This is a genomic window from Halomonas sp. SL1, assembly GCF_003030865.2.
Classification (GTDB): domain Bacteria; phylum Pseudomonadota; class Gammaproteobacteria; order Pseudomonadales; family Halomonadaceae; genus Halomonas; species Halomonas halophila.
In genome coordinates this window covers 146,361-169,157 of sequence record NZ_PYUQ02000019.1, presented here as the reverse complement: position 1 = coordinate 169,157, position 22,797 = coordinate 146,361, and the positions used below count along the sequence as shown (strand labels likewise).

At 69.1% G+C, this 22,797-nt stretch carries 20 protein-coding genes; 16 read left to right on the top strand and 4 right to left on the bottom strand.

Annotated features, from left to right (window positions below; translation table 11 throughout):
* The 10 genes from mraY (at position 1) to lpxC (ending at position 11,712) form a co-directional block, all read left to right on the top strand.
* A complete protein-coding gene (mraY, locus tag C9J49_RS13380; protein ID WP_035592476.1) occupies positions 1–1,083 on the top strand; it encodes a phospho-N-acetylmuramoyl-pentapeptide-transferase in 1,083 nt (360 codons plus the stop codon).
* A gap of 24 nt (positions 1,084–1,107) precedes the next feature.
* A complete protein-coding gene (murD, locus tag C9J49_RS13375; protein ID WP_107182403.1) occupies positions 1,108–2,496 on the top strand; it encodes a UDP-N-acetylmuramoyl-L-alanine--D-glutamate ligase in 1,389 nt (462 codons plus the stop codon).
* Positions 2,493–3,746: a putative lipid II flippase FtsW gene (gene ftsW / locus C9J49_RS13370; RefSeq protein WP_107182402.1), complete on the top strand. Its 1,254-nt coding sequence runs from the start codon at positions 2,493–2,495 to the stop codon at positions 3,744–3,746. The genes murD and ftsW overlap by 4 nt, the downstream gene beginning before the upstream one ends.
* Positions 3,743–4,828, top strand: a complete 1,086-nt coding sequence (murG, locus tag C9J49_RS13365) for an undecaprenyldiphospho-muramoylpentapeptide beta-N-acetylglucosaminyltransferase (RefSeq protein WP_107182401.1) — start codon at positions 3,743–3,745, stop codon at positions 4,826–4,828. Before ftsW ends, murG begins: the two co-directional genes overlap by 4 nt.
* A gap of 61 nt (positions 4,829–4,889) precedes the next feature.
* Entirely contained in the window at positions 4,890–6,302 is a 1,413-nt protein-coding gene (gene murC / locus C9J49_RS13360) for a UDP-N-acetylmuramate--L-alanine ligase (protein WP_107182400.1), read from the top strand.
* Complete coding sequence (locus tag C9J49_RS13355) at positions 6,299–7,225, top strand: D-alanine--D-alanine ligase (RefSeq protein WP_107182399.1); 927 nt, start codon at positions 6,299–6,301, stop codon at positions 7,223–7,225. The genes murC and C9J49_RS13355 overlap by 4 nt, the downstream gene beginning before the upstream one ends.
* Before the next feature lie 4 nt (positions 7,226–7,229).
* Positions 7,230–7,955: a cell division protein FtsQ/DivIB gene (locus tag C9J49_RS13350; protein ID WP_046079745.1), complete on the top strand. Its 726-nt coding sequence runs from the start codon at positions 7,230–7,232 to the stop codon at positions 7,953–7,955.
* Positions 7,956–8,154: 199 nt separating this feature from the next.
* On the top strand, positions 8,155–9,447 hold the full coding sequence (gene ftsA / locus C9J49_RS13345; protein WP_107182398.1) for a cell division protein FtsA: 1,293 nt from the start codon (positions 8,155–8,157) through the stop codon (positions 9,445–9,447).
* Positions 9,448–9,481: 34 nt separating this feature from the next.
* Positions 9,482–10,690, top strand: a complete 1,209-nt coding sequence (ftsZ, locus tag C9J49_RS13340) for a cell division protein FtsZ (protein WP_035592495.1) — start codon at positions 9,482–9,484, stop codon at positions 10,688–10,690.
* A 110-nt stretch (positions 10,691–10,800) separates the two neighbouring features.
* Positions 10,801–11,712, top strand: a complete 912-nt coding sequence (lpxC, locus tag C9J49_RS13335) for a UDP-3-O-acyl-N-acetylglucosamine deacetylase (RefSeq protein WP_046079744.1) — start codon at positions 10,801–10,803, stop codon at positions 11,710–11,712.
* A 150-nt stretch (positions 11,713–11,862) separates the two neighbouring features.
* Here the strand turns inward: lpxC and C9J49_RS13330 are convergent, their stop codons facing one another.
* Positions 11,863–12,288, bottom strand: coding sequence for a DUF721 domain-containing protein (locus C9J49_RS13330; protein ID WP_081945697.1), 426 nt, complete (start codon positions 12,286–12,288; stop codon positions 11,863–11,865).
* Between the two features lie 103 nt (positions 12,289–12,391).
* On the opposite strand from C9J49_RS13330, the gene C9J49_RS13325 reads away from it, so the two are divergent.
* The 4 genes from C9J49_RS13325 (at position 12,392) to C9J49_RS13310 (ending at position 17,938) form a co-directional block, all read left to right on the top strand.
* Positions 12,392–12,814 (top strand): hypothetical protein, encoded by a 423-nt coding sequence (locus C9J49_RS13325; RefSeq protein ID WP_237022364.1) that lies wholly within the window; start codon positions 12,392–12,394, stop codon positions 12,812–12,814.
* Positions 12,815–12,870: 56 nt separating this feature from the next.
* The gene (gene secA, locus C9J49_RS13320) at positions 12,871–15,603 is read left to right on the top strand and encodes a preprotein translocase subunit SecA (protein WP_107182397.1); all 2,733 of its coding nucleotides are present in this window, start codon (positions 12,871–12,873) and stop codon (positions 15,601–15,603) included.
* Positions 15,604–15,669: 66 nt separating this feature from the next.
* A complete protein-coding gene (argJ, locus tag C9J49_RS13315) occupies positions 15,670–16,899 on the top strand; it encodes a bifunctional glutamate N-acetyltransferase/amino-acid acetyltransferase ArgJ (RefSeq protein ID WP_046079742.1) in 1,230 nt (409 codons plus the stop codon).
* Positions 16,900–16,990: 91 nt separating this feature from the next.
* Positions 16,991–17,938: a Nudix family hydrolase gene (locus tag C9J49_RS13310; RefSeq protein WP_035599407.1), complete on the top strand. Its 948-nt coding sequence runs from the start codon at positions 16,991–16,993 to the stop codon at positions 17,936–17,938.
* A gap of 100 nt (positions 17,939–18,038) precedes the next feature.
* On the opposite strand, the gene C9J49_RS13305 is transcribed toward C9J49_RS13310, so the two are convergent.
* Both C9J49_RS13305 and C9J49_RS13300 read right to left on the bottom strand, forming a co-directional pair.
* Positions 18,039–18,941: a carbon-nitrogen hydrolase gene (locus C9J49_RS13305; protein WP_046079740.1), complete on the bottom strand. Its 903-nt coding sequence runs from the start codon at positions 18,939–18,941 to the stop codon at positions 18,039–18,041.
* Positions 18,938–20,002 carry an agmatine/peptidylarginine deiminase gene (locus C9J49_RS13300; protein ID WP_046079739.1) on the bottom strand — a complete coding sequence of 355 codons (1,065 nt, stop codon included), beginning with the start codon at positions 20,000–20,002 and terminating at the stop codon, positions 18,938–18,940. Before C9J49_RS13300 ends, C9J49_RS13305 begins: the two co-directional genes overlap by 4 nt.
* Positions 20,003–20,235: 233 nt before the next feature.
* Between C9J49_RS13300 and C9J49_RS13295 the strand changes: the two genes are divergently transcribed.
* Both C9J49_RS13295 and C9J49_RS13290 read left to right on the top strand, forming a co-directional pair.
* Complete coding sequence (locus C9J49_RS13295; RefSeq protein ID WP_035599416.1) at positions 20,236–21,477, top strand: lipoprotein-releasing ABC transporter permease subunit; 1,242 nt, start codon at positions 20,236–20,238, stop codon at positions 21,475–21,477.
* Complete coding sequence (locus C9J49_RS13290; protein WP_046079738.1) at positions 21,470–22,207, top strand: ABC transporter ATP-binding protein; 738 nt, start codon at positions 21,470–21,472, stop codon at positions 22,205–22,207. The genes C9J49_RS13295 and C9J49_RS13290 overlap by 8 nt, the downstream gene beginning before the upstream one ends.
* Positions 22,208–22,245: 38 nt before the next feature.
* Here C9J49_RS13290 and C9J49_RS13285 read toward each other — a convergent pair whose 3' ends face one another.
* Positions 22,246–22,791, bottom strand: coding sequence for a DUF2062 domain-containing protein (locus C9J49_RS13285; protein ID WP_035599421.1), 546 nt, complete (start codon positions 22,789–22,791; stop codon positions 22,246–22,248).
* Between the last annotated feature and the right edge of the window lie 6 nt (positions 22,792–22,797).

The following is a 22,797-nucleotide window of genomic DNA, read 5'->3' as shown; positions in this document are numbered from 1 at the left end:
ATGCTGCTCTTTCTGGCTGAACTGCTGGCGCAATTCCAGAGCGCCTTTCACGTCTTCAACTATCTGACCCTGCGCATGATCCTGGGCACTCTCACCGCCCTGGTGCTGTGCCTGTGGCTCGGCCCGAAGGTGATCCGCCGGCTGGTGGAGCGCCAGATCGGCCAGGCGGTGCGTGATGACGGTCCCCAGTCGCATCTCTCGAAGGCCGGCACGCCGACCATGGGCGGCGCCATGATCCTGATGGCGATCGCCGTCAGCACCCTGCTGTGGGGCGATCTGCGCAACCACTACGTGTGGGTGGTGCTGGCCGTGACCCTGGGCTTCGGCGCCATCGGCTGGGTCGACGACTATCGCAAGGTGGTGGAGAAGAATCCCCGTGGCCTGCCGGCGCGCTGGAAGTACTTCTGGCAGTCGGTGATCGGTCTGGCCGCCGCGGTGATCCTCTACGTGACGGCCGCCTCGCCGGTGGAGACCAGCCTGATCCTGCCGCTGTTCAAGGACTTCGTGCTGCAGCTCGGGCTGTTCTACGTGGTGCTCACCTATCTGGTGATCGTCGGCAGCTCCAACGCGGTGAACCTCACCGACGGCCTGGACGGTCTGGCCATCATGCCCACCGTGCTGGTGGCCATGGGCCTGGCGGTGTTCGCCTATGCCAGCGGCAACACGGTGTTCGCCGAGTACCTGCAGATCCCGATGATTCCTGGCGCCGGCGAGCTGGCGGTGTTCTGCGCCACCATCGCCGGAGCGGGCCTGGGCTTCCTGTGGTTCAACACCTACCCGGCACAGGTGTTCATGGGCGACGTGGGAGCGCTGGCCCTGGGCGCGGCCCTGGGGGTGGTGGCGGTGATCGTGCGCCAGGAGATCGTGCTGTTCATCATGGGCGGCATCTTCGTCATGGAGACCGTCTCGGTGATCCTGCAGGTGGGCTCCTACAAGCTCACCGGGCGTCGGATCTTCCGCATGGCGCCGCTGCACCATCACTTCGAACTCAAGGGCTGGCCGGAGCCGCGGGTCATCGTGCGCTTCTGGATCATCACCGTGGTGCTGGTGCTGCTGGGCCTGGCCACCCTAAAGATCCGCTGATGCCGCATCGCTGAGGAGCCGCTGATGGTCAAGGTGCCCAAGGGCGTCACGCTGGTGGTCGGGCTCGGGGTCTCCGGGCGCGCCATCTGCCGCCACCTGCAACGCCTCGGGCGACCCTTCATGGTCGCCGACACCCGCGCCGCGCCCCCGGGGCTGGACGACTTTCGCGCCGCCCATCCGGGCGTGGCGATCCACTGCGCGGCGCTGACCGAGCTGGACATGGAGGCGGCCCGCGAGATCGTGGTCAGTCCCGGCGTCGATCCGGCAAGCCCCGGGCTCGATGCCCTGGCCGGTCGCCTCGGCGAATCCGGCGAGCCGCTCGTCGTCGGCGAGATCGCGCTGTTCGTGCGCGCGGCCCGCGCGCCCATCGCCGCCATCACCGGCGCCAACGCCAAGTCCACCGTGACCACGCTGCTCGGCGAGATGGCCGCAGAGGCCGGCCGGCGCGTGGCGGTGGGCGGCAACCTCGGCACGCCGGCGCTGGACCTGCTCGTAGAGCGGCCCGATGCCGAGCTCTATGTGCTCGAGCTGTCCAGCTTCCAGCTCGAGACCACGCCGCGGCTCGGCGCCGAGACCGCCGCCTTCCTCAATCTGTCCGAGGATCATCTGGACCGCCATGGCGACCTCGCCGGCTATCGCGCCGCCAAGCAGGCGATCTTCCGCGGCGCGCGCCACGGCGTGATCAACGCCGAGGACCCGGCCACCTGGCCGGACGCGCCGCCGCCGGCCCTCGATCGTTTCACCACGGCGTCGCCCGAGGGCGAGGCGTGGGGCATCGCCGTCCACGACGACGGCAGCGGCCCACGCGACTGGCTGATGCACGGCACCGCGCCGCTGATGCCGGCCTCGGCGGTGCGCCTGCCGGGACGCCACAACCAGGCCAATGCCCTGGCGGCCCTGGCCATGGGGCATCGCCTCGGCCTGGGGATGGCCGCCATGCGCCGCGTGCTCGAGCGCTTCGCCGGCCTGCCGCATCGCGGCGAGCTGATCGCCGAGGTCGGCGGGGTGCGCTGGATCAACGATTCCAAGGGCACCAACGTGGGCGCGACCCTGGCCGCCATCGCCGGGCTCGGCCCGACGCTGTCCGGCCGCCTGATCCTGCTCGCCGGCGGGGAGGGGAAGGGCGCCGACTTCACGCCGCTGGCCACGCCGCTGGCCCGTCACGGGCGCGAGGCGATCCTGTTCGGCCGCGACGCCGAGCGCCTTGCCGCCGCGTTGGACGGCGCCGTGGCCTCGACCCGGGTCGATGACCTCGAGGCGGCCATGGCCAGGGCCGCCGAGATCGCCGCTCCCGGTGACTGCGTGCTGCTGTCCCCGGCCTGCGCCAGTCTCGACCAGTTCCCGAATTATCAGGCCCGAGGCGAGGCCTTCCGGGCCGGCGTCGAGCGCCTGGCCGAGGAGGAGCGCTCATGAGCCGCCTGGCCCGTCTTCGCGAACGGCTCTCCACCGCCGACCAGCCCTTCGACGGCTGGCTGGTGATCGCTGCTCTGGCACTGCTGCTGATCGGCTGGGTGATGGTGACCTCGGCCTCCAGCGAGGTGGCCTCGAGCCTGACCGGCAATGCCTGGTACTTCAGCCTGCGTCATGGCGCCTTCCTGCTGCTGTCGATAGCGATCGCGGCCCTGGCGCTGCGGGTGCCGCTGGCCTGGTGGAAGGCCAACGGGCCCTTGCTGCTGCTGGTCGGCATCGCCCTGCTGGTGCTGGTGCTGGTGGTCGGCCGCGAGGTCAACGGCAGCAAGCGCTGGCTGTCGCTGCCCGGCGTGCCGTTCAATCTCCAGGCTTCCGAGATCGCCAAACTGTGTCTGATCGCCTATCTGGCCGGCTATCTGGAGCGTTTCCTGCCCCAGGTGCGCCGAGAGTGGGGGGCCTTCCTGCGGCCCCTGGTGGTGCTGGGTCTGTTCGGCGGCCTGCTGATCTTCGAGCCGGACTATGGCGCCGTGGTGGTGATGACCGGTTGCGTGATGGGCATGCTGCTGATGGCCGGCGCGCCCTGGATTCGCTTCCTGCTGCTGATGGCGCTGGTGGCCGTGCTGGGCGTCGTGGTGGCGATCGCCGAGCCCTATCGCATGGCGCGCCTGACCAGCTTCGTCGACCCCTGGGCCGACCAGTTCGCCAGTGGCTACCAGCTGACCCAGGCGTTGATCGCCTTCGGTCGTGGGCAGTGGCTGGGCACCGGGCTCGGCAACAGTGTGCAGAAGCTGTTCTACCTGCCCGAGGCGCATACCGACTTCGTGTTCGCCGTGCTCGCCGAGGAGCTGGGGCTGGTGGGGGCGATCGCCGTGATCGGCCTGTTCGCGCTGCTGGTGTGGCGTGCCATGGCGGTAGGGCGGCGCGCCGAGCTGGCCGGCCTGGCCTTCGCCGCCTATGCCAGCTATGGCATCGCCCTGGTGATCGGCGCCCAGGCCTTCATCAACATCGCCGTGAGCAGCGGGATGCTGCCCACCAAGGGACTGACCCTGCCGCTGCTGAGCTACGGCGGCTCGAGCCTGGTGGTGAGCTGCATCATGGTGGCGATACTGCTGCGGGCCGACATCGAGACCCGCCAGGCCGTGCGCCGGGCCTCGCCGACCGCGGCTCGGGACACGGCGTCCGGGACCCGCGGTGCCGGCAAGCGCGCGGCCGCCAAGAGTGACCCTGGCAAGAGCAAAGGAACGCAATCATGAGTCGACGCGAGGGGCGACGCGCCCTGATCATGGCCGGCGGCACCGGCGGCCACGTCATTCCGGCCCTGTCCCTGGCCCGCGCGCTGCAGGCCCGCGGGGTCGAGATCGAGTGGCTGGGCAGCCCGCGCGGCATCGAGAACCGTCTGGTGCCCGAGGCCGGCCTGCCGCTGCATCGCATCGCCGTGAGCGGGCTGCGAGGCAATGGCCTGGCCGGCTGGGCGATGGCGCCCTGGCGGCTGATCGGTGCGGTGCGCCAGGCCGGCCGGGTGATCCGCACCTTCGATCCCCAGCTGGTGGTGGGGCTCGGCGGTTTCGCCAGCGGCCCCGGCGGCCTGGCCGCCTGGCTGGCGCGCCGGCCGCTGGTGATCCACGAACAGAACGCCGTGGCCGGGCTCACCAACCGCGTCCTGGCACGGCTGGCGCGCGGGGTCTATGCGGCCTTCCCCCAGGCCTTCCCGGGCCGCGCCGAGGTGGTCGGCAACCCGGTGCGCAGCGACATCGCCGCCATCGGCGAGACGCCCCGCGACGCCGAGACGATGCGCGCCCGTCCGCTGCGTCTGCTGGTGGTGGGCGGCTCGCTGGGCGCGCTGGCGCTCAACCGGGGCATGCCCGAGGCGCTGGCCCGGCTGCCCGAGGCCGAGCGCCCCGAGGTGCGGCATCAGGCCGGCCGCGACAAGGACGCGGCGACCCGCGAGGCGTATGCGGGGCAGGGCGTGGCCGCCGAGGTGACCGCCTTTATCGATGACATGGCCGAGGCCTACGACTGGGCCGATCTGGTGGTCTGCCGGGCCGGGGCCCTGACCGTGGCGGAGCTGGCGGCGGCGGCCAAGCCGGCGCTGTTCGTGCCCTTCCCGCACGCGGTGGACGATCACCAGACCGCCAACGCCGCGGCCCTGGTGGCCCAGGGGGCCGCCGCCCTGATGCCGCAATCCGAGATGACTGCGGCGACGCTGGCCGACCGGCTGGCGGCGCTGCTCGACCCCGACACGCTTGCCACCATGGCCGCCGAGGCGCGAGGCTGTGCCCATCTCGACGCCGTGGAACGGCTGGTGGCCGGTTGTATGGAGACTGCTTTTGAGTGACCAGACCCTAGGGCCGGTACCCGGCCAAGCCACGCCTCCCCGCCTCGGGCGCGGGCTGGGCATGCGCCGTATCCGGCGCATCCACTTCGTCGGCATCGGCGGTGCGGGCATGTGCGGCATCGCCGAGGTGCTGGCCAACGAGGGCTACGACGTCAGCGGCAGCGACCTCCGGGTCTCGCCGGTGGTCAACCGCCTGCAGGCCTGTGGCGTGCGCGTGGCGATTGGTCATGCCGAGGACAATGCGCGCGATGCCGACGTGGTGGTCGTCTCCACGGCGGTGGATCCGGCCAATCCCGAGGTGCGCTGGGCCCAGGAGCATCGCGTGCCGGTGGTGCGCCGCGCCGAGATGCTGGCCGAGCTGATGCGCTTCCGTCATGGCATTGCCGTGGCGGGCACTCATGGCAAGACCACCACCACCAGCCTCACCGCCACCCTGCTGGGCGAGGGCGGGCTGGACCCGACCTTCGTGATCGGCGGCAAGCTCACCAGCGCCGGCACCAACGCGCGGCTGGGGGAGGGGGACTACCTGGTGGCCGAGGCCGACGAGTCCGATGCCTCCTTCCTGCACCTGCAGCCGATGGTGGCCATCGTCACCAATGTCGACGCCGACCACATGGCGACCTACGGCGGCGACTTCGAGCGCCTCAAGGACACCTTCGTCGAGTTCCTGCACAACCTGCCGTTCTACGGGCTGGCCGTGCTGTGCATCGATGACGCCAACGTGCGTGGGTTGCTCGAGCGGGTCAGTCGCCAGTTCGTGACCTACGGCTTCAGCGACGACGCCGACTACGGCATCGAGGACTTCGCTCAGTCGGCCGGCGAGGTGCGCTTCACCGCCCGGCGGCCCGACGGGCTGGCGCCGCTGCCGGTGCGCCTGGCCATGCCGGGGCGCCATAACGCCCTGAACGCCCTGGCCGCCATTGCCGTGGCCAGCGACGCCGGCGTCGACGACGACGCCATCCTGCGCGGGCTGGCGAGTTTCGCCGGGGTCGGTCGGCGCTTCCAGGTGCACGGCCATTTCCCGGCCCCGGCCGGTGACGGCGAGGTGATGCTGGTCGACGACTACGGCCACCATCCCCGCGAGGTGGAGATGGTCATCCAGGCGGTGCGCGACGGCTGGCCCGACCGCCGCCTGGTGATGGCCTACCAGCCGCACCGCTACTCGCGTACCCGGGACCTCTACGAGGATTTCGTGCGCGTGCTGGCGGGGGTCGATACGCTGCTGCTGCTTGACGTCTACGCGGCCGGCGAGACGCCGCTGCCCGGCGCCGACGGGCGCAGCCTGGCGGGCTCGATTCGCCAGCGCGGCGAGGTCGATCCGATCTTCGTCCAGGACAAGGCCGAACTGCCGGGACTGCTGGCCAAGGTGCTGCGCTCCGGTGACATCCTGATCACCCAGGGCGCCGGTGACGTGGGCGGCATCGCCCAGCGACTGGCCGACGCCCGTCTGGCGCTCGACGAGGTGACGCTATGACGACCGACGTGACCGGCCCGGGCCGGGTGGTGGTGCTTTACGGTGGGGACTCCGCCGAGCGCGAGGTCTCGCTGAAGAGCGGCGCGGCGGTGCTGGCCTCGCTCGAACGCAGCGGCGTCCAGGCGGTCGGCTTCGATCCCGCCGAGCAGGGCGGGCTGGCCGGGCTCGAGGCGCTGAGGCCGGACGTCGTCTTCATCGCCCTGCACGGGCGCGGCGGCGAGGACGGCACCCTGCAGGGCGCCCTCGAGCTGCTGGGCATCCCCTACACGGGCAGCGGGGTGATGGCCTCGGCGCTGGGGATGGACAAGCAGCGCACCAAGCTGGTCTGGCAGGCCCTGGGGCTGCCGACGCCGCAGAGCGAGATGCTCGGTCCCGACGCCGACTGGGCGGCGGTGGCCGAGCGTCTGGGGCTGCCGATGATCGTCAAGCCGGTTCACGAGGGCTCGACGCTGGGCATCACCATCGTCGAGAGTCCCGAGGCCCTGGAGGCGGCCTATCGCGACGCCGCGCGCTTCGATGCCCGGGTGATGGCGGAGCGCTTCGTGCGCGGCGAGGAGTACACGGTGACGCTGCTGGGCGACAGTGCGCTGCCGGCGATCCGCGTCGAGGTGCCGAACGGCTTCTACGACTACGAGGCCAAGTACCTTTCCGACGAGACGCTCTACCACCTGCCCTGCGGCCTGCCGGCCGGCGACGAGGCGCGGCTCGCCGAGCTGAGCCGCGATGCCTTCGCCGCTATTGGTTGTGCGGGGTGGGGGCGCGTCGACGTGATGCGCGACGCCGAAGGGCGTTTCTGGTTGCTCGAGGTCAACACCGTGCCGGGCATGACCGATCACAGCCTGGTGCCTCAGGCCGCCGCTCACGCGGGTATCGACTTCGATGCGCTGGTGCGGCGCATCCTCGATACCGCCGGGCGGACCTGAGGCCATGGCGCGTCGCGGAGGCCTGATCGGCGTTCTGCTGCTGCTGCTGGTGCTGGGCGCCGGCGGCCGCGCGCTGTGGCTGTGGCTCGACCGGCCCGTGGAGCGTGTCTCGATCCGCGGCGACCTGGAGTACGCCAGCGCCGACTACCTGAGGAGCAAGCTGGCGCCGCTGGTGCGGGGCCAGACCTGGCTGTCGGCGGATATCGGCGAGCTTCGCGAGCAGGCTCGTGACATCGGCTGGCTGAGCGAGGTGCGCATTCGTCGCGAATGGCCCTACGCCCTGGTGTTCGAGCTGGTCGAACAGGTGCCGGTGGCGCGCTGGAACGACGATCGGCTGCTCAATCCGGCCGGGGATCCCTTCGCCTTCGCTCCGCTGGCGGCGCCGGAGGGGCTGGTGAACCTGGCCGGTCCGGCCGGCAGCGGGCCGGAGGTGCTGGCCTATCACGACACCCTGGGCGCCCGCCTGGCCGAGCATGGGCTGGGGCTGCGCCAGCTGCGGCTCGAGGATCGTGGTGCCTGGCGGCTGCAGACCGACGACGGCATCTGGGTGATGCTGGGCCGCAGCAATCGCGAGGCGCGTCTGGCGCGCTTTCTGGCGGCCTGGGATCGGGAGCTCGATGGCCTGGCGTCGCATATCCGCTACATCGACCTGCGCTATCCGAATGGCGTCTCGGTCGCCTGGCACGGTGAAAGCGAGCCGGACGAGGAAGACGGCGCTAAGGAAAGTTGAAGGCGATTCGCGAAACACACGCGATGAATGGAAGGGCCTCTCGGGTGTTCCTTTTGAGGAAAAATCGCCGTATCGTGACGGATGTTTTTCGCTCTGGGCTGGTGGAGCACGGGAACTTGTTCCTATAATTGGCCCAGGTTTTTCTATTGTTAATGCTTAATTTCCCCAAGCGGGTCAGCTCGAGGAGATTCCCCGACTCATGTCAGGTCCATCCAATGCGTCCAATATGGTAGTCGGGCTGGATATCGGAACGTCCAAGGTCGTGGCGATCGTGGGTCAACCCACCGACGATGGCGGCATCGAGATTGCCGGCATCGGCTCGCATCCCTCTCGCGGGATGAAGAAGGGCGTGGTGATCAACATCGAGTCCACGGTGCAGTCCATCCAGCGCGCCGTGGAAGAGGCCGAGTTGATGGCCGGCTGCGACATCCACTCCGTGTACGTGGGGATCGCCGGCAGTCATATCAGCTCGATGAACTCCGATGGCGTGGTCGCCATCAAGGAGCGTGAGGTCGCGCCTGCCGATATCGAGCGCGTCATCGATTCGGCACGCGCCCGCGCCATCTCCGAAGGCCAGCGTGTGCTGCATGTGCTGCCCCAGGAGTTCGCCATCGACACTCAGGGCGGCATTCGCGAACCCCTCGGCATGTCCGGGGTGCGCCTGGAAGCCCGGGTACACCTGGTGACGGCGGCACTCAATGCGGTGCAGAACATCGAGAAGTGCGTGCGTCGCTGCGGCCTCGACGTGGACGCGATCATCCTCGAGCAGCTGGCCTCCAGCCATGCGGTGCTCACCGAGGACGAGCGCGAGCTCGGCGTCTGCATGGTCGACATCGGTGGCGGCACGACGGATATCGCGGTGTTCACCGAGGGGGCCATCCGCCATACCGCGGTGATTCCCATCGCCGGCGATCAGGTCACCAACGACATCGCCATGGCGCTGCGCACGCCGACCCAGCACGCCGAGGAAATCAAGGTCAAGTACGCCTGTGCGCTGACCCAGATGGCCGCCAGCGACGAGATGATCAAGGTGCCTAGCGTCGGCGATCGACCGGCCCGGGACCTGTCCCGCCAGTCGCTGGCCGAGGTGGTCGAGCCGCGCTATGAGGAACTGTTCACTCTGGTGCGCGACGAACTGCGACGCAGTGGCTTCGAGGATCTGGTCGCCGCCGGCATCGTGCTGACAGGCGGAACCTCGCGCATGGAAGGGGTGGTCGAGCTGGCCGAGGAAATCTTTCACATGCCGGTGAGAATCGCCTGTCCGCAGAACGTGCGGGGGCTCGCCGATGTGGTACGCAATCCGATTTATTCGACGGGGGTCGGTTTGCTACATTACGCTCTAAACGAGGCCCGTCAGGGGCACGGCCTACAAGAGACGTCGGGCAGTGGCATGTCGGCGCAGCCGAGGCGCGGAGACGCCTCCCGGCGCGGAGCAGGGGAAGGGATTCCGGCGCTGGTAAAGCTCAAGGGCTGGTTCAAAGGAAATTTCTGACAGGGCCGCGATCGCGGTCCAGGAGACGGGGCTAATGTTCGAACTGGTAGACAGTGCACCCTCAAGCAGTGCAGTCATCAAGGTCATCGGTGTCGGCGGTGGAGGCGGCAATGCCGTCAACCACATGGTCGAAAGCAGCATCGAAGGTGTCGAGTTCATCTGCGCCAATACCGATGCCCAGGCGCTCAAGCGGGTGGCGGCCAAGACCGTTCTCCAGCTCGGCAGCGAGATCACCAAGGGGCTGGGCGCCGGCGCCAATCCGGAAGTGGGCCGCCAGGCCGCCATGGAGGATCGCGAGCGCATCGCCGAGCTTCTTCACGGGGCCGACATGGTCTTCATCACCGCCGGCATGGGCGGTGGTACCGGTACCGGCGGTGCGCCGGTGGTCGCGCAGGTGGCCAAGGAGCTCGGCATCCTGACCGTGGCCGTGGTCACGCGTCCCTTCCCCTTCGAGGGCCCCAAGCGCATGCGCTCGGCCGAGGAGGGCATGAAGGAGCTCTCCGAGCACGTCGACTCGTTGATCACCATTCCCAACGAGAAGCTGCTCTCGGTGCTCGGCAAGAGCGCCAGCCTGCTCACCGCCTTCAGCGCCGCCAATGACGTGCTGCTGGGGGCGGTGCAGGGCATCGCCGAGCTGATCACCAGCCCCGGCATCATCAACGTCGACTTCGCCGACGTGCGCACCGTGATGTCCGAGATGGGCATGGCGATGATGGGCACCGGTGGGGCCACCGGCGAGAATCGCGCCCGCGAGGCCGCCGAGAAGGCGATCCGCAGCCCGCTGCTCGAGGACATCGACCTGCACGGTGCGCGTGGCATCCTGGTCAACATCACCGCCGGCCCGGACCTGTCGATCGGCGAGTTCAACGACGTCGGTGCCACCGTCCAGGAGTTCGCCTCCCAGGACGCCACCATCGTGGTGGGCACTTCCATCGACATGGAGATGACCGACGAGCTGCGCGTGACCGTGGTGGCCGCCGGTCTCGACGGTCAGCGTCAGCCGGCCGCGGCCAGCCAGGGCGCGCGTCGCGAGGCGGCCGGCGGTGGCGACTATCGCCAGCGTCAGCCGGCAGCCGCCAGCCGTCCTCAGCAGCAGGCCCCGGCCCCGGGCCGTGGCTCCGCCGCCGCGGCATCCAAGCCCGAGTCCCAGGAGGCGTCACGTCCTCAGCAGGAGCCGCGCAAGTCCCAGGAGCTCGACGACTACCTGGACATCCCGGCCTTCCTGCGTCGCCAGGCCGATTGAGCGCCGCTATCGTTTGCATAGACACGCCAAACGCACGTTGTTTTTGTTGAAACGTGCGTTTGGTGTTATAGTGAACGGTGTTTGATAACCACCGAGCCTGGCGACTGCCCATGATCAGACAACGCACACTCAAGAATGTCATCCGCGCCACCGGCGTCGGCCTCCACTCCGGCAAGAAGGTCTACCTGACCCTGCGGCCGGCGCCGGTCGATACCGGGATCGTGTTCGTGCGCACCGACCTGGACCCCGAGGTCCAGATTCCGGCCAGCGCCGACAGCGTGACCGACACCACGCTGTGCACCGCCCTGTCCAAGGACGGCGTCAAGGTCGCCACCGTCGAGCACCTGATGTCGGCCCTGGCCGGCCTCGGCATCGACAATGCCTACGTGGATGTCAGCGCCCCCGAAGTGCCGATCATGGACGGCAGTGCCGGCCCCTTCGTGTTCCTGATCCAGTCCGCTGGCATCGCCGAGCAGAACGCCGCCAAGAAGTTCATCCGCATCAAGCGTGAAGTGGTGGTGCGCGACGGCGAGAAGGAGGCGATCTTCCTGCCTCACCAGGGCTTCAAGGTCTCCTTTGCCATCGACTTCGATCATCCGGTGTTCGAGGCCCAGAAGCAGAGCGCCGAGGTCGACTTCTCGACCACTTCCTTCGTCAAGGAAGTGTCCCGGGCGCGCACCTTCGGCTTCATGCGCGATCTCGAGTACCTGCGCTCCAACAACCTGGCCCTGGGCGGCAGTCTCGACAACGCCATCGTGGTCGACGACTACCGGATCGTGAACGAGGGTGGTCTGCGTTACGACGACGAGTTCGTCAAGCACAAGGTGCTGGACGCCATCGGTGACCTCTACCAGCTGGGCCACAGCTTGATCGGCGAGTTCCGCGGGGTGAAGTCCGGCCACGCGTTGAACAACCAGCTGTGCCGCGCGCTGATGGAAAACCAGGATGCCTGGGAGATCGTCACCTTCGAGGAAGAGACTGCCAAGGCGCCGATTTCCTATGCCGCGCCGGCCATGGCCTGACGCCTCTCCGCGGTCGACGAGGTCGCATGAGCCCGATATGCCCGCTCGATGGTGAGGGGCTCGATGGTTGAGGCTCGATCACAAGCTCGGTAGAAGAAAGGCCCGCCAGTTCCTGGCGGGCCTTTCTCGTGGCCGGGAGGGTGTGGTGCGTCAGGGGTCGCGTTCCGCGTGGGAGGCGAGGCGTTCCAGGGCGCGCTTGAGCGTCGGGTCCTCGACGTCGGCGGCGCAGCTCGAGAGCTCGTCGGCGGCGTGCGCAGGCAGGTGGCGTGTCTGGCGTGGCGGCACCTTGGCCGGGCGTACCGGGCGGACCTTGAAGTCGAAGCCGGTCACCGCGGCGAAGCCCGGGAGTTCGTGAAGCAGCGACAGCAGGCGCGACTGCTCGTAGCGCAGCCGGGTCAGCCACACGGCGCGGTCGGTGATGACCGTCAATCGCCCCTGGTGGAAGCCGCCCACGAACAGATGCTCGCCGAGTTCGCTCGGCAGGTGGTCGCGCAGATGCTGCTGGGCCTGTTCGATCAGTCGGGCCCGCCGCATCAGGTTACCCAGCTCACCGCGGCCGTTCAGCACCTGGGACATGGGCTGGGCTCGCCACCGCTTAACCTTTATACTCATCAGCTTGATTCTCGGGTCCGGCCCGGGTGGGGAATCGTCGACCGTGTCGTCGACGGCCTTGGAACGCATGAGCCTAGCACAGGCACGGGAGTCCCTCGACAGCATGGACAGCCTTACCGCGGAGACAGGTCCGTCAGCGCCCGCCGAGCATGCCTCGGTGGAGCGCCGTCCGTCGGGCCGCCGGACGCCGCGCTGGTGGCTGGCCGGCCTGCTGGTCGGTTGCCTACTGCCGGCGGGGCTGTCGCCGCTAGGGGCGGCGACGCCGGTCGAGCGCGTGATCCAGGTCTGCATTCTGGCGCCGGCGCTGATCCGGGCCAGCTCTCGCCTCCAGGCACGCCGGCGCGCCCGGCGCCGCTGGCCGGTCCGCCCCCTTCCTCGCCGTGCCGGCCGGCTCGCGCTGCGCCTGCCCAGCGTCGCGCCTCGGCAGCGGGCCGTGGCGGCGCATGATGTCCTGACCCGCCGCGGGCCGCCGCGGGTGCTTCTCGCCTGAACGACGAGCGGCCGGGAGTGCGTCCTGGCCTTGAGCACCCCAGCGATGGACCCTTCATGATCAACAACCTGTTACGCAAGGTCGTCGGTTCCAAGAACGACCGCGAAGTGAAGCGCATGGGCCGCACCGTGGCCCGCATCAATGCCCTCGAGAAGGATCTCGAGACCCTCGACGACGCCGCGCTCCAGGCGCGCACCGCCGATTTCCGCGAGCGCCTGGACGGCGGCGAGTCCGTCGACAGCCTCATGCCCGAGGCCTTCGCCACCGTGCGCGAGGCCAGCAAGCGGGTGATGGGCATGCGTCACTTCGATGTCCAGATGATCGGCGGCATCACCCTGAACGGCGGCCGCATCGCCGAGATGAAGACCGGCGAGGGCAAGACCCTGGTCGCGACCCTGGCCGTCTACCTCAACGCCCTGCCCGGCAAGGGCGTGCACGTGGTCACGGTCAACGACTACCTGGCGCGCCGCGACGCCGACTGGATGCGCCCCCTCTACGAATTCCTGGGCCTGACCGTCGGCACCATCTATGCCGGCCAGACCCCCGAGGAGAAGCGCGAGGCCTACGGCTGCGACATCACCTACGGCACCAACAACGAGTTCGGCTTCGACTACCTGCGCGACAACATGGCCTTCTCGCTGGAGGACAAGGTTCAGCGCGGGCTGCACTACGCCATCGTCGACGAGGTGGATTCCATCCTGATCGACGAGGCGCGCACGCCGCTGATCATCTCCGGTGCCGTGGACGAGAACACCGAGCTGTACAAGGTCGTCGACCGGCTGGCGATCCACCTGGCGCCCTGCACCGATGAAGAGGACCCGGAGAGCGGTGACTTCACCCTCGACGAGAAGCAGAAGCAGGTCGAGCTCACCGAGGGTGGCCATCACAGGGTCGAGCAGCTGATGCGCGACGAGGGCCTGCTCGGCGAGGAGGATTCCCTCTACGCCGCTCAGAACCTCAACCTGCTCCAGCACATGCATTCGGCGCTACGCGCCCGCCATCTCTACCAGCGTGACGTCGACTACATCATCAGCGACGGCCAGGTGGTCATCGTCGACGAGCATACCGGTCGCTCCATGCCGGGTCGGCGCTGGTCCGAGGGTCTGCATCAGGCGGTCGAGGCCAAGGAGGGGGTGACCGTCCAGCGCGAGAGCCAGACGCTGGCCTCCACGACCTTCCAGAACTACTTCCGCCTCTACGACAAGCTGTCCGGCATGACCGGTACCGCCGATACCGAGGCCTTCGAGTTCCGCCAGATCTATGGCCTGGACGTGGTGGTGATCCCCACCAACCGGCCGCTGGCGCGCAAGGACCAGAACGACCTGGTGTATCTCAGCGCCGAGGAAAAGTTCGAGGCCATCATCGAGGACGTCAAGGTCCAGACCGAGGCCGGTCGCCCGGTGCTGGTGGGTACCGCCTCCATCGAGACCTCCGAGTACCTGGCCGAGCTGATGAAGCGGGCGGGCATCCGCTTCAACGTGCTCAACGCCAAGCAGCACCAGAGCGAGGCGCAGATCATCGCCCAGGCCGGTCGTCCCGGGGCCATCACCATCGCCACCAACATGGCCGGCCGTGGTACCGACATCGTGCTGGGCGGCAACTGGGAGGCCGAGGCCGCACAGCTCGAGTCGCCGAGCGAGGCCCAGATCGAGCGCCTCAAGGCCGAATGGCAGGAGCGTCACGAGGCGGTGCTCGCAGCCGGCGGCCTGCACGTGATCGGCTCCGAGCGCCACGAGTCGCGGCGCATCGACAACCAGCTGCGCGGCCGTTCCGGCCGCCAGGGCGACCCGGGCTCGACGCGCTTCTTCCTGTCGCTGGAAGACAACCTGATGCGGCTGTTCGGCTCCGAGCGCGTGCAGAAGCTGATGCAGGCCCTGGGCCTGGAGCGCGGCGAGGCGATCGAGCACAAGATGGTCTCCAACGCCGTGGAGCGCGCCCAGAAGAAGGTCGAGGGTCGCAACTTCGACATTCGCAAGCAGCTGCTCGAGTACGATGATGTGGCCAACGATCAGCGCCGGGTCATCTACGAGCAGCGCAACGAGATCCTGGCCGCCGACGACGTCTCCGAGAACGTCATCGGCATCCGCGCCGAGGTGCTCGACGAGGCGATCAGCGAGTTCGTGCCGCCCCAGAGCCTGCCCGAGCAGTGGGACCTGGCCGGCCTGGAAGATCACCTCAAGACCGAGTTCAACCTCGAGGCGCCGGTGCAGCAGTGGGCCGAGGAAGACCAGCGCTTCCATGAGGAGCAGCTGCGCGAGCGTCTCCACGAGATGCATCGCCAGGCCTACGACGAGAAGGACGAGATCGCCGGTGCCGAGCTGATGCGTCGCTTCGAGAAGCAGGTCATGCTGCAGGTGCTGGACACCCGCTGGAAGGAACACCTGCAGTCCATGGACCACCTGCGCCGGGGCATCCACCTGCGTGGCTACGCCCAGAAGAACCCCAAGCAGGAGTACAAGCGCGAGTCCTTCGAGCTGTTCCAGACGCTGCTGACCAACATCAAGTCCGACGTCACGCGTATCCTCAGCCACGTCAAGGTGCGTCAGCCGGAAGAGGTCGAGGCCCTGGAACGTCAGCGGCGCGAGTCGCTGGAGCGCGAGAAGGCGGCCGCGGCCAGCCGCCACGACGCGCCCGAGGGGGCCGAGGCGGACACCGAGCAGGCCGCCGCCGCGGCGCCGGCCGGAGAGGCCCGCCCCCAGCGCCGCGAGGGCCCCAAGGTCGGACGCAACGACCCGTGCCCCTGCGGTTCGGGCAAGAAGTTCAAGCAGTGCTGCGGCAAGCTGAGCTGATCGGTCGGGGGCCGGGCGAGCGTGCCGCGCCGGCCCCGCCAAGCGAATTCATACAGGAGACAGACGATGGCAGTGGGCCCTGCAAGCTTTCCCGAGATGCCGGTGATCGATGGGGTGCGCCTGGGCACGGCCCGGGCCGGGATCAAGGCCGCCGATCGCCGTGACCTGGTGGTGATCGAGGTGCCCGAGGGCGCCGCCGTGGCGGGCAGCTTCACGCGCAATGCCTTCTGTGCGGCCCCGGTGACCGTGGCCCGAGAGCACCTGGCGGCCTGCACCCTGCACGGCGAGGCGCCGCGCTACCTGGTGATCAACACCGGCAACGCCAACGCCGGCACCGGCGAGACCGGGCTGCGTGACGCGCGGACCACCTGCGCCGAGCTGGGTGGCCTGGCCGGGGTGGAGGCCTCCCGCGTGCTGCCGTTCTCCACCGGCGTGATCGGAGAGACGCTGCCCATGGAGCGGCTGCTGGGCGGCCTGCCCGAGGCGCTGCGCTGCCTCGACGAGAGCGCAGCGGGCTGGGCCGCGGCCGGCGAGGGTATCCTCACCACCGACACCCGGCCCAAGGGGGCCAGCGTGACCGTGCCGCTGGGTGACGAGACCGTCACCCTCAACGGCATCAGCAAGGGCTCGGGGATGATCAAGCCCAACATGGCCACCATGCTGGCCTTCGTGGCCACCGATGCGGCCATCGCCCCGGCGCTGCTGGATGAGCTGCTGCGCGAGGCCGTGGAGCGCTCCTTCAACTGCATCACGGTGGACGGCGATACCTCGACCAACGATGCCTGCATGCTGATCGCCACCGGCCGCGGCGCGGCCATCGACGATGACCGACGCCTGGCGATGTTCCGCGAGGCGCTCGACCGGCTGATGATCGAGCTCGCCCAGGCCATCGTGCGTGACGGCGAGGGCGCCACCAAGTTCGTCGGCCTGCAGGTCGATGGCGCGGTGACGCGTCAGGAGGCATTGGACGTGGCCTTCACCGTGGCTCACTCGCCGCTGGTCAAGACCGCACTGGCCGCCAGCGACGCCAACTGGGGCCGGATCCTCGCCGCCGTGGGGCGGGCGCCGCTGGAGGACTTCGACGTCGAGCGTGTGGTGATCGACCTCGGCGAGGTGCGCCTGGTGGAGAACGGCGGCCGGGCCGCCGGCTACACCGAGGAGGCCGGCAGCGAGGTCATGGCCCGCGAGGAGATCGCGATCCGCATCGACCTGGGGCGCGGCGAGCGCAGCGCCACCGTCTGGACCACGGATCTGACCCGGGAATACGTCGCCATCAACGCCGATTACCGCAGCTGAGCGCGCGGGGCCCGGCGTTCCCGGTTCGCATCAAGAGAGCAATCCCCCGCGCGTCGGCACGGGGACAAGTGGGATAAGGTGAATGAACGCAATGGTCAAGAGAAGGGTGCATGTGGCGGCCGCCGCCATCATCAGCGCCGATGGTCGTGAGGTGCTGCTCGCCCGGCGCCCGTCCAACGTCGATCAAGGCGGCCTCTGGGAGTTCCCCGGTGGCAAGCTGGCGCCCTATGAAACGGGCCTCGAGGCTCTCAAGCGCGAGTTGCACGAGGAGCTGGGGGTGGAGATTCATCGCGCCCAGCCGCTGATCCGCATCCACCACGAGTACACCGACAAGCACATTCTGCTCGACGTCTGGCAGGTCCACGACTTCGCCGGCGAGCCCTTCGGGCGCGAGGGGCAGGCGGTGCGCTGGGTGCCGATGGAGGAGCTGTTCAACTATCCCTTCCCGGCGGCCAACGTGCCGATCCTTCGCGCGGTGATGCTGCCCACCGAGTACCTGATCACCGCCGAGGAAGAGGACGAGTCAGTGTTCCTGTCACGGCTGGAGCGGGCGCTGGTCGAGGATGGCGTGCGCATGGTGCAGCTGCGGGCCAAGGATCTGGACCGCGAGGGCTACCTGGCTCGCGCCGAGCAGGCCCTGGCGGTATGCCGTCGTCACGGTGCGCGGCTGATGCTCAACGGCGAGCCCGAGCTGCTCGACCAGGTGGATGCCGACGGCATCCATCTGACCAGCGCGCGGCTGATGAGCCTGGATCGTCGTCCGCTGCCCGAGGGCAAGTGGCTCTCGGCCTCGACCCACGACCGCGAGCAGCTGGACCAGGCCCATCGCGTCGGCTGCGACTTCGCGACCCTGTCGCCGCTGCGCACCACGCCTTCGCATCCGGAAGTGGCGCCGATCGGCTGGCACGATTTCCAGCAGCTGGTCGAGCATGCCGGCATGCCGGTGTTCGCGCTGGGTGGCATGACCCGCTTCGACGCCAATCATGCCCGCGCCGTGGGCGCCCAGGGCATCGCCTCGATTCGCGACTTCTGGAAGTAATCGGCGCCGAGCGACAAGCGCCGAGCTACAAGAAAACCCCGAAGGACAGTCCTTCGGGGTTTTCTTTTGCTTCAGGCAATTTCAGGCTCTCGACTTGCCGCTAGTCCCGATAACGGCGGGTCAGGTCGCCATAGGCGTCGACACGCCGGTCGCGCAGATAGGGCCAGATGCGTCGCACCGCCTCGCCGCGCTCCATGTCCAGGGTCACCAGCAACCGCTCGGCCTGCTGGCCGGCGTGGGCGAGCAGTTCGCCTTGGGGGCCGCAGATGAAGCTGCCGCCCCAGAAGTCGATGCCCGGGCCGACCCCGGAGTGGTCGCTCTCGTGGCCGACCCGGTTGGCCACCACCACCGGCAGGCCGTTGGCCACCGCATGGCTGCGCTGGATCAGCGTCCAGGCGTCCTTCTGGCGTGCCTTCTCGTCGTCATCGTCCTGCGGGTCCCAGCCGATGGCGGTGGGGTAGAGCAGCAGGTCGGCGCCGGCCAGGGCCATCAGGCGCGCGGCTTCCGGATACCACTGGTCCCAGCACACCAGCAGGCCGAGGCGGCCCAGCGAGGTGTCGATGGGGGTGAAGCCTTCCTCGCGAGCGGCGTCATGATCGCCCGGGGTGAAGTAGAACTTTTCAAAGAAGCCCGGATCGTCGGGAATGTGCATCTTGCGATACTGGCCGACCCGGCCGTGGGCACCGTCATAGACCACGGCGGTGTTGTGGTAGAGGCCCGGGGCACGGCGCTCGAACAGCGAGCCCACCAGCACGATGTCGAGCTCGGCGGCCAGCGCCGCCAGCCGCTGGCCGGTGGGGCCGTCCAGTGGCTCGGCCAGGTCGAACAGGGCGGTGTCCTCGAACTGGCAGAAGTAGTGGGTGGCGTGCAGCTCCTGCAGCATCACCAGCTGGGCGCCGGCGCCGGCCAGTTCGCGGATGCCGGCCTCGCTCTCGGCCAGGCTCCGGGCCTTGTCGGGCCAGGCCGGCTGCTGGACCAGGCCGACCTTGAGGGTGCGGGTCATGATGTCTCTCCTTCATGGCGGCGAGCCCCGGCCAGGGTGCCGCGGGGCAGCTGCATGGTCAGGCAGTGCAGGCTGCCATGCTGGCGGATCACGGTGCCGCAGTCGATGGGCACGATGTCGCGGTCCGGGAAGGCCTCGGCCAGGGCGGTGAGGGCGCGCGCATCGGCGGCGTCGCCGTAGGTGGGCACCAGCACCGCGCCGTTGATGATCAGGAAGTTGGCGTAGGTGGCCGGCAGGCGGCGCCCGTCCTCGGCGTCGAAGCAGGGCGTGGGCCAGGGCAGCGGGATCAGCCGGTAGGGCTCGCCGTCGGCGCGGCGCAGCGCGCGCAGCTCGTCCTCCATGGCGGCCAGCGCAGGATGGTGCGGGTCGGTGTCGTCGTCGCAGCGCACGTAGGCGATGGTCCGCGGGTCGCAGAACCGGGCCAGGGTGTCCACGTGGCTGTCGGTGTCGTCGCCTTCCAGATGGCCATGGGCGAGCCACAGCACCCGCTCGGCGCCCAGCTCCTCGGCCAGCCTCGCTTCGATGGCGGCCCGGTCGAGGTGCGGGTTGCGGTTGTCGTTGAGCAGGCAGGCCCCGGTGGTCAGCAGGGTGCCCTGGCCGTCGCTCTCCAGGGCACCGCCTTCGAGCACCAGGTCGTGGGAGACCAGCGGCGCGGCGAAGACGCCGGCCGCGGCGAGGCGGCGGGTCAGGCTGTCGTCGCGGCTGGCCGGGAACTTGCCGCCCCAGCCGGTGAAGACGTAGTCGAGCAGCACGAGCTCGCCGTCACGTTCGACGGTGAGCGGGCCGTGGTCCCGGGCCCAGGTGTCGTCGGCCTCGGCGACCTGGAGAATGAGGCGCTCGGCGGAGACGCCGCGATGATGGAAGGCCTCGGCCAGCCGGGTGCGGGTGGCGTCGTCCGGCACGGCGATCAGTACCGGCTGGTAGCGGGCGATGGCCACTGCCAGGGTCTCGAGGGTCGCCTCGATGTTCGCCAGCAGCGGCGCCCAGTCGCTGTCGGGACTCGGCCAGGTCAGTTGCACGGCATCCTGGGGATGCCATTCGGGGAGCAGGCAGACGGCCATGGCAGGCCTCCTCGATGAAGGAATCCGGCGCAATGTAGGGGGCGGTGCGTCGGGATGCAAGTCCGACGAGGCCGTCGGCTTCGCGGGCGGCGAACCCGGGGGCCATGCCTCTGTCGGGCGTTTTCCCGCGTCGTCGAGCCGGCAAGGTGCAGTCATCGTGCAAGCCTTGCCTCCCCGATGCAGGGCCGGCCAAAAACACGTACCATGAGCGCCCGCCGACAAGGAATGCTCAAATGCTGGATCGTCTGCCTCTCCTGATCGGGTTGCGCTACGTGCGGGCCAAGCGACGCAACCACTTCATCTCCTTCATTTCCCTGACCTCCATGCTGGGCCTGACCCTGGGCGTGGCGGTGTTGATTCTCGTGCTGTCCGTGATGAACGGCTTCGATCGCGAGCTGCGCGAGCGGGTGCTGGGCATGGTGCCGCACACTCGCATCGAGGTGCCCTCCGGGCTCACCGACTGGCAGCCGCTGGCCGAACGCCTCCAGCAGCGCGAGCACGTCATCGGGGCGGCGCCCTATATCCAGCAGCAGGGCATGTTCTCGGTGGGCGGTCGCAACAACGGCGCCATGGTGAACGGCATCGAGCCCGAGTGGGAGAAGCGCGTCTCGATCGTCGACGAGCACATGGAGCGGGGAAGCCTCGACGACCTCCAGCCCGGCGAGTGGAACGTGGTGCTTGGCTCGATGCTGGCACGCCAGCTCGGGGTGACGGTGGGCGATCGGGTGACCCTGCTGGTGCCCGAGGCCTCGATCACGCCGGCCGGGGTCTTCCCGCGCCTCAAGCGCTTCACCGTCAGCGGCATCTTCAGCGTCGGCGCCGACCTCGATGCCAGCCTCGCCTACGCCAACATCGCCGACATGCAGACCCTGGCGCGCATGGGCAGCGACGTGGGCGGGCTGCGCCTGGAGCTCGACGACCTCTTCCAGGCCGGCAGCGTGACCCGCGCGATCATCGACGACCTGGGGCCGGGCTATCGCGGTCTGGACTGGACCTATACCCGGGGCAACCTGTTCCAGGCGATCCAGATGGAGAAGCGCATGATCGCGCTGCTGCTGACGGTGATCATCGCCGTGGCGGCCTTCAACATCGTCTCGACCCTGGTGATGGTGGTCACCGACAAGCATGCCGACATCGCCATCCTGCGCACCATCGGCGCCACGCCGCGCTCGATCATGGGCATCTTCATGGTCCAGGGGCTGGCGATCGGGGTGATCGGCATCCTGATCGGGGTGGGGCTCGGCGTGCTGCTGGCGCTGACCGTCTCCGACATCCTGGCCTTCGTCGAGTCGGCCTTCGGCATCCACTTCCTCGATGCCGGCGTCTATTTCATCAGCGAGCTGCCCTCGCAGCTGCTGTGGTCCGACGTGGGCCAGATCGTCTCCGCGGCCTTCGTGCTGACCTTCCTGTCGACCCTCTACCCGGCCTGGCGCGCGGCCCGGGTGCAGCCTGCCGAGGTGCTTCGCTATGAATGATCCCGCCATGACCCAGGAGATCGACCGTCCGGCCTCAGGGCGCGAGGTGATGCTGGCCTGCGACCGCCTGACCCGCGTCTATCGCGAGGGGCCGCGCGATCTCACCGTGCTCGACGAGCTGGCGCTCGAGGTGCGCGCCGGCGAACGGGTGGCGGTGGTCGGCAGTTCCGGCTCCGGCAAGACCACGCTGCTCAACCTGCTGGGTGGGCTGGATCATCCCAGCCGTGGCGAGGTGCGCATCGCCGGGCAGGCGCTGCACGAGCTGGGCAACGCCGCCCTGGGGCGCTTTCGCAATCGGCACATCGGCTTCGTCTACCAGTTTCACCACCTGCTGGCCGAGTTCACCGCCGTGGAGAACGCCGCGCTGCCGCTGATCGTGCGTGGCCATCGGAAGAAGGACGCCGAGGCCAGGGCGCTTACACTGCTGGAGCGGGTGGGCGTGGCCGAACGGGCCGACCACAAGCCCGGCGAGCTCTCCGGCGGCGAGCGGCAGCGGGTGGCCATCGCCCGGGCGCTGGTCACCGACCCGAGCCTGGTGCTGATGGACGAGCCCACCGGCAACCTCGATCAGACCACCGCCGCCAGTATCCTGGGGCTGATGGATGAGCTGTCCGCCAGCGCCGCCTGTGCCTTCGTGATCGTGACCCACGATCCGAGCCTCGCCGCCCATCAGGACCGGGTGCTGCGCCTCGACGCGGGTCGCCTGACCCAGGACGCGCCCGCCGCCTGAAGCGCGGGCGGGCCGGCTGCCGACCTTTCCCGGCGCGATTACCTTTCTCGAGCGCGGTCGCCCAGCCGGTCCCGGCGGCGCCGCGCTCGACGCTTCCAGCTGCGCGAGACCTGCCAGCGCCACGCCAGGCGAATCGCCACGCTACCCAGGAGGCCGGCCAGGATGGCCGCCACCAGCGAGCCCGCCGCCAGCGCCGGCAGGGCGTCGATCATCTGAGTGGCGATCCATTCGGTGGACAGGCGGGTGGGGGCCTCCCGGGCGGGCAGGTCCAGCAGCCAGGCGCCCAGCCGATAGTTGCCGTAGAAGATCAGCGGCATGGTCAGGGGGTTGGTGATCCATACCAGGCCGATCGACAGGGGCAGGTTGGCGCGCAGCGCCCAGGCGCCCAGGGCGGCCAGCACCATCTGGCCGGGAATCGGCAGCAGCGCGCAGAACAGCCCGACGAAGAACGCATTGGCCACGCTGCGGCGCGACAGCATCCACAGCGAGGGGTTACCGATCAGGTGGCTCAAGAAGCGCAGTGAGCGCTGGCGCCTGAGGGTCTCGGGATGGGGCAGGTAGCGCTGCAGGAGACGGCGCGGCATGGGGAT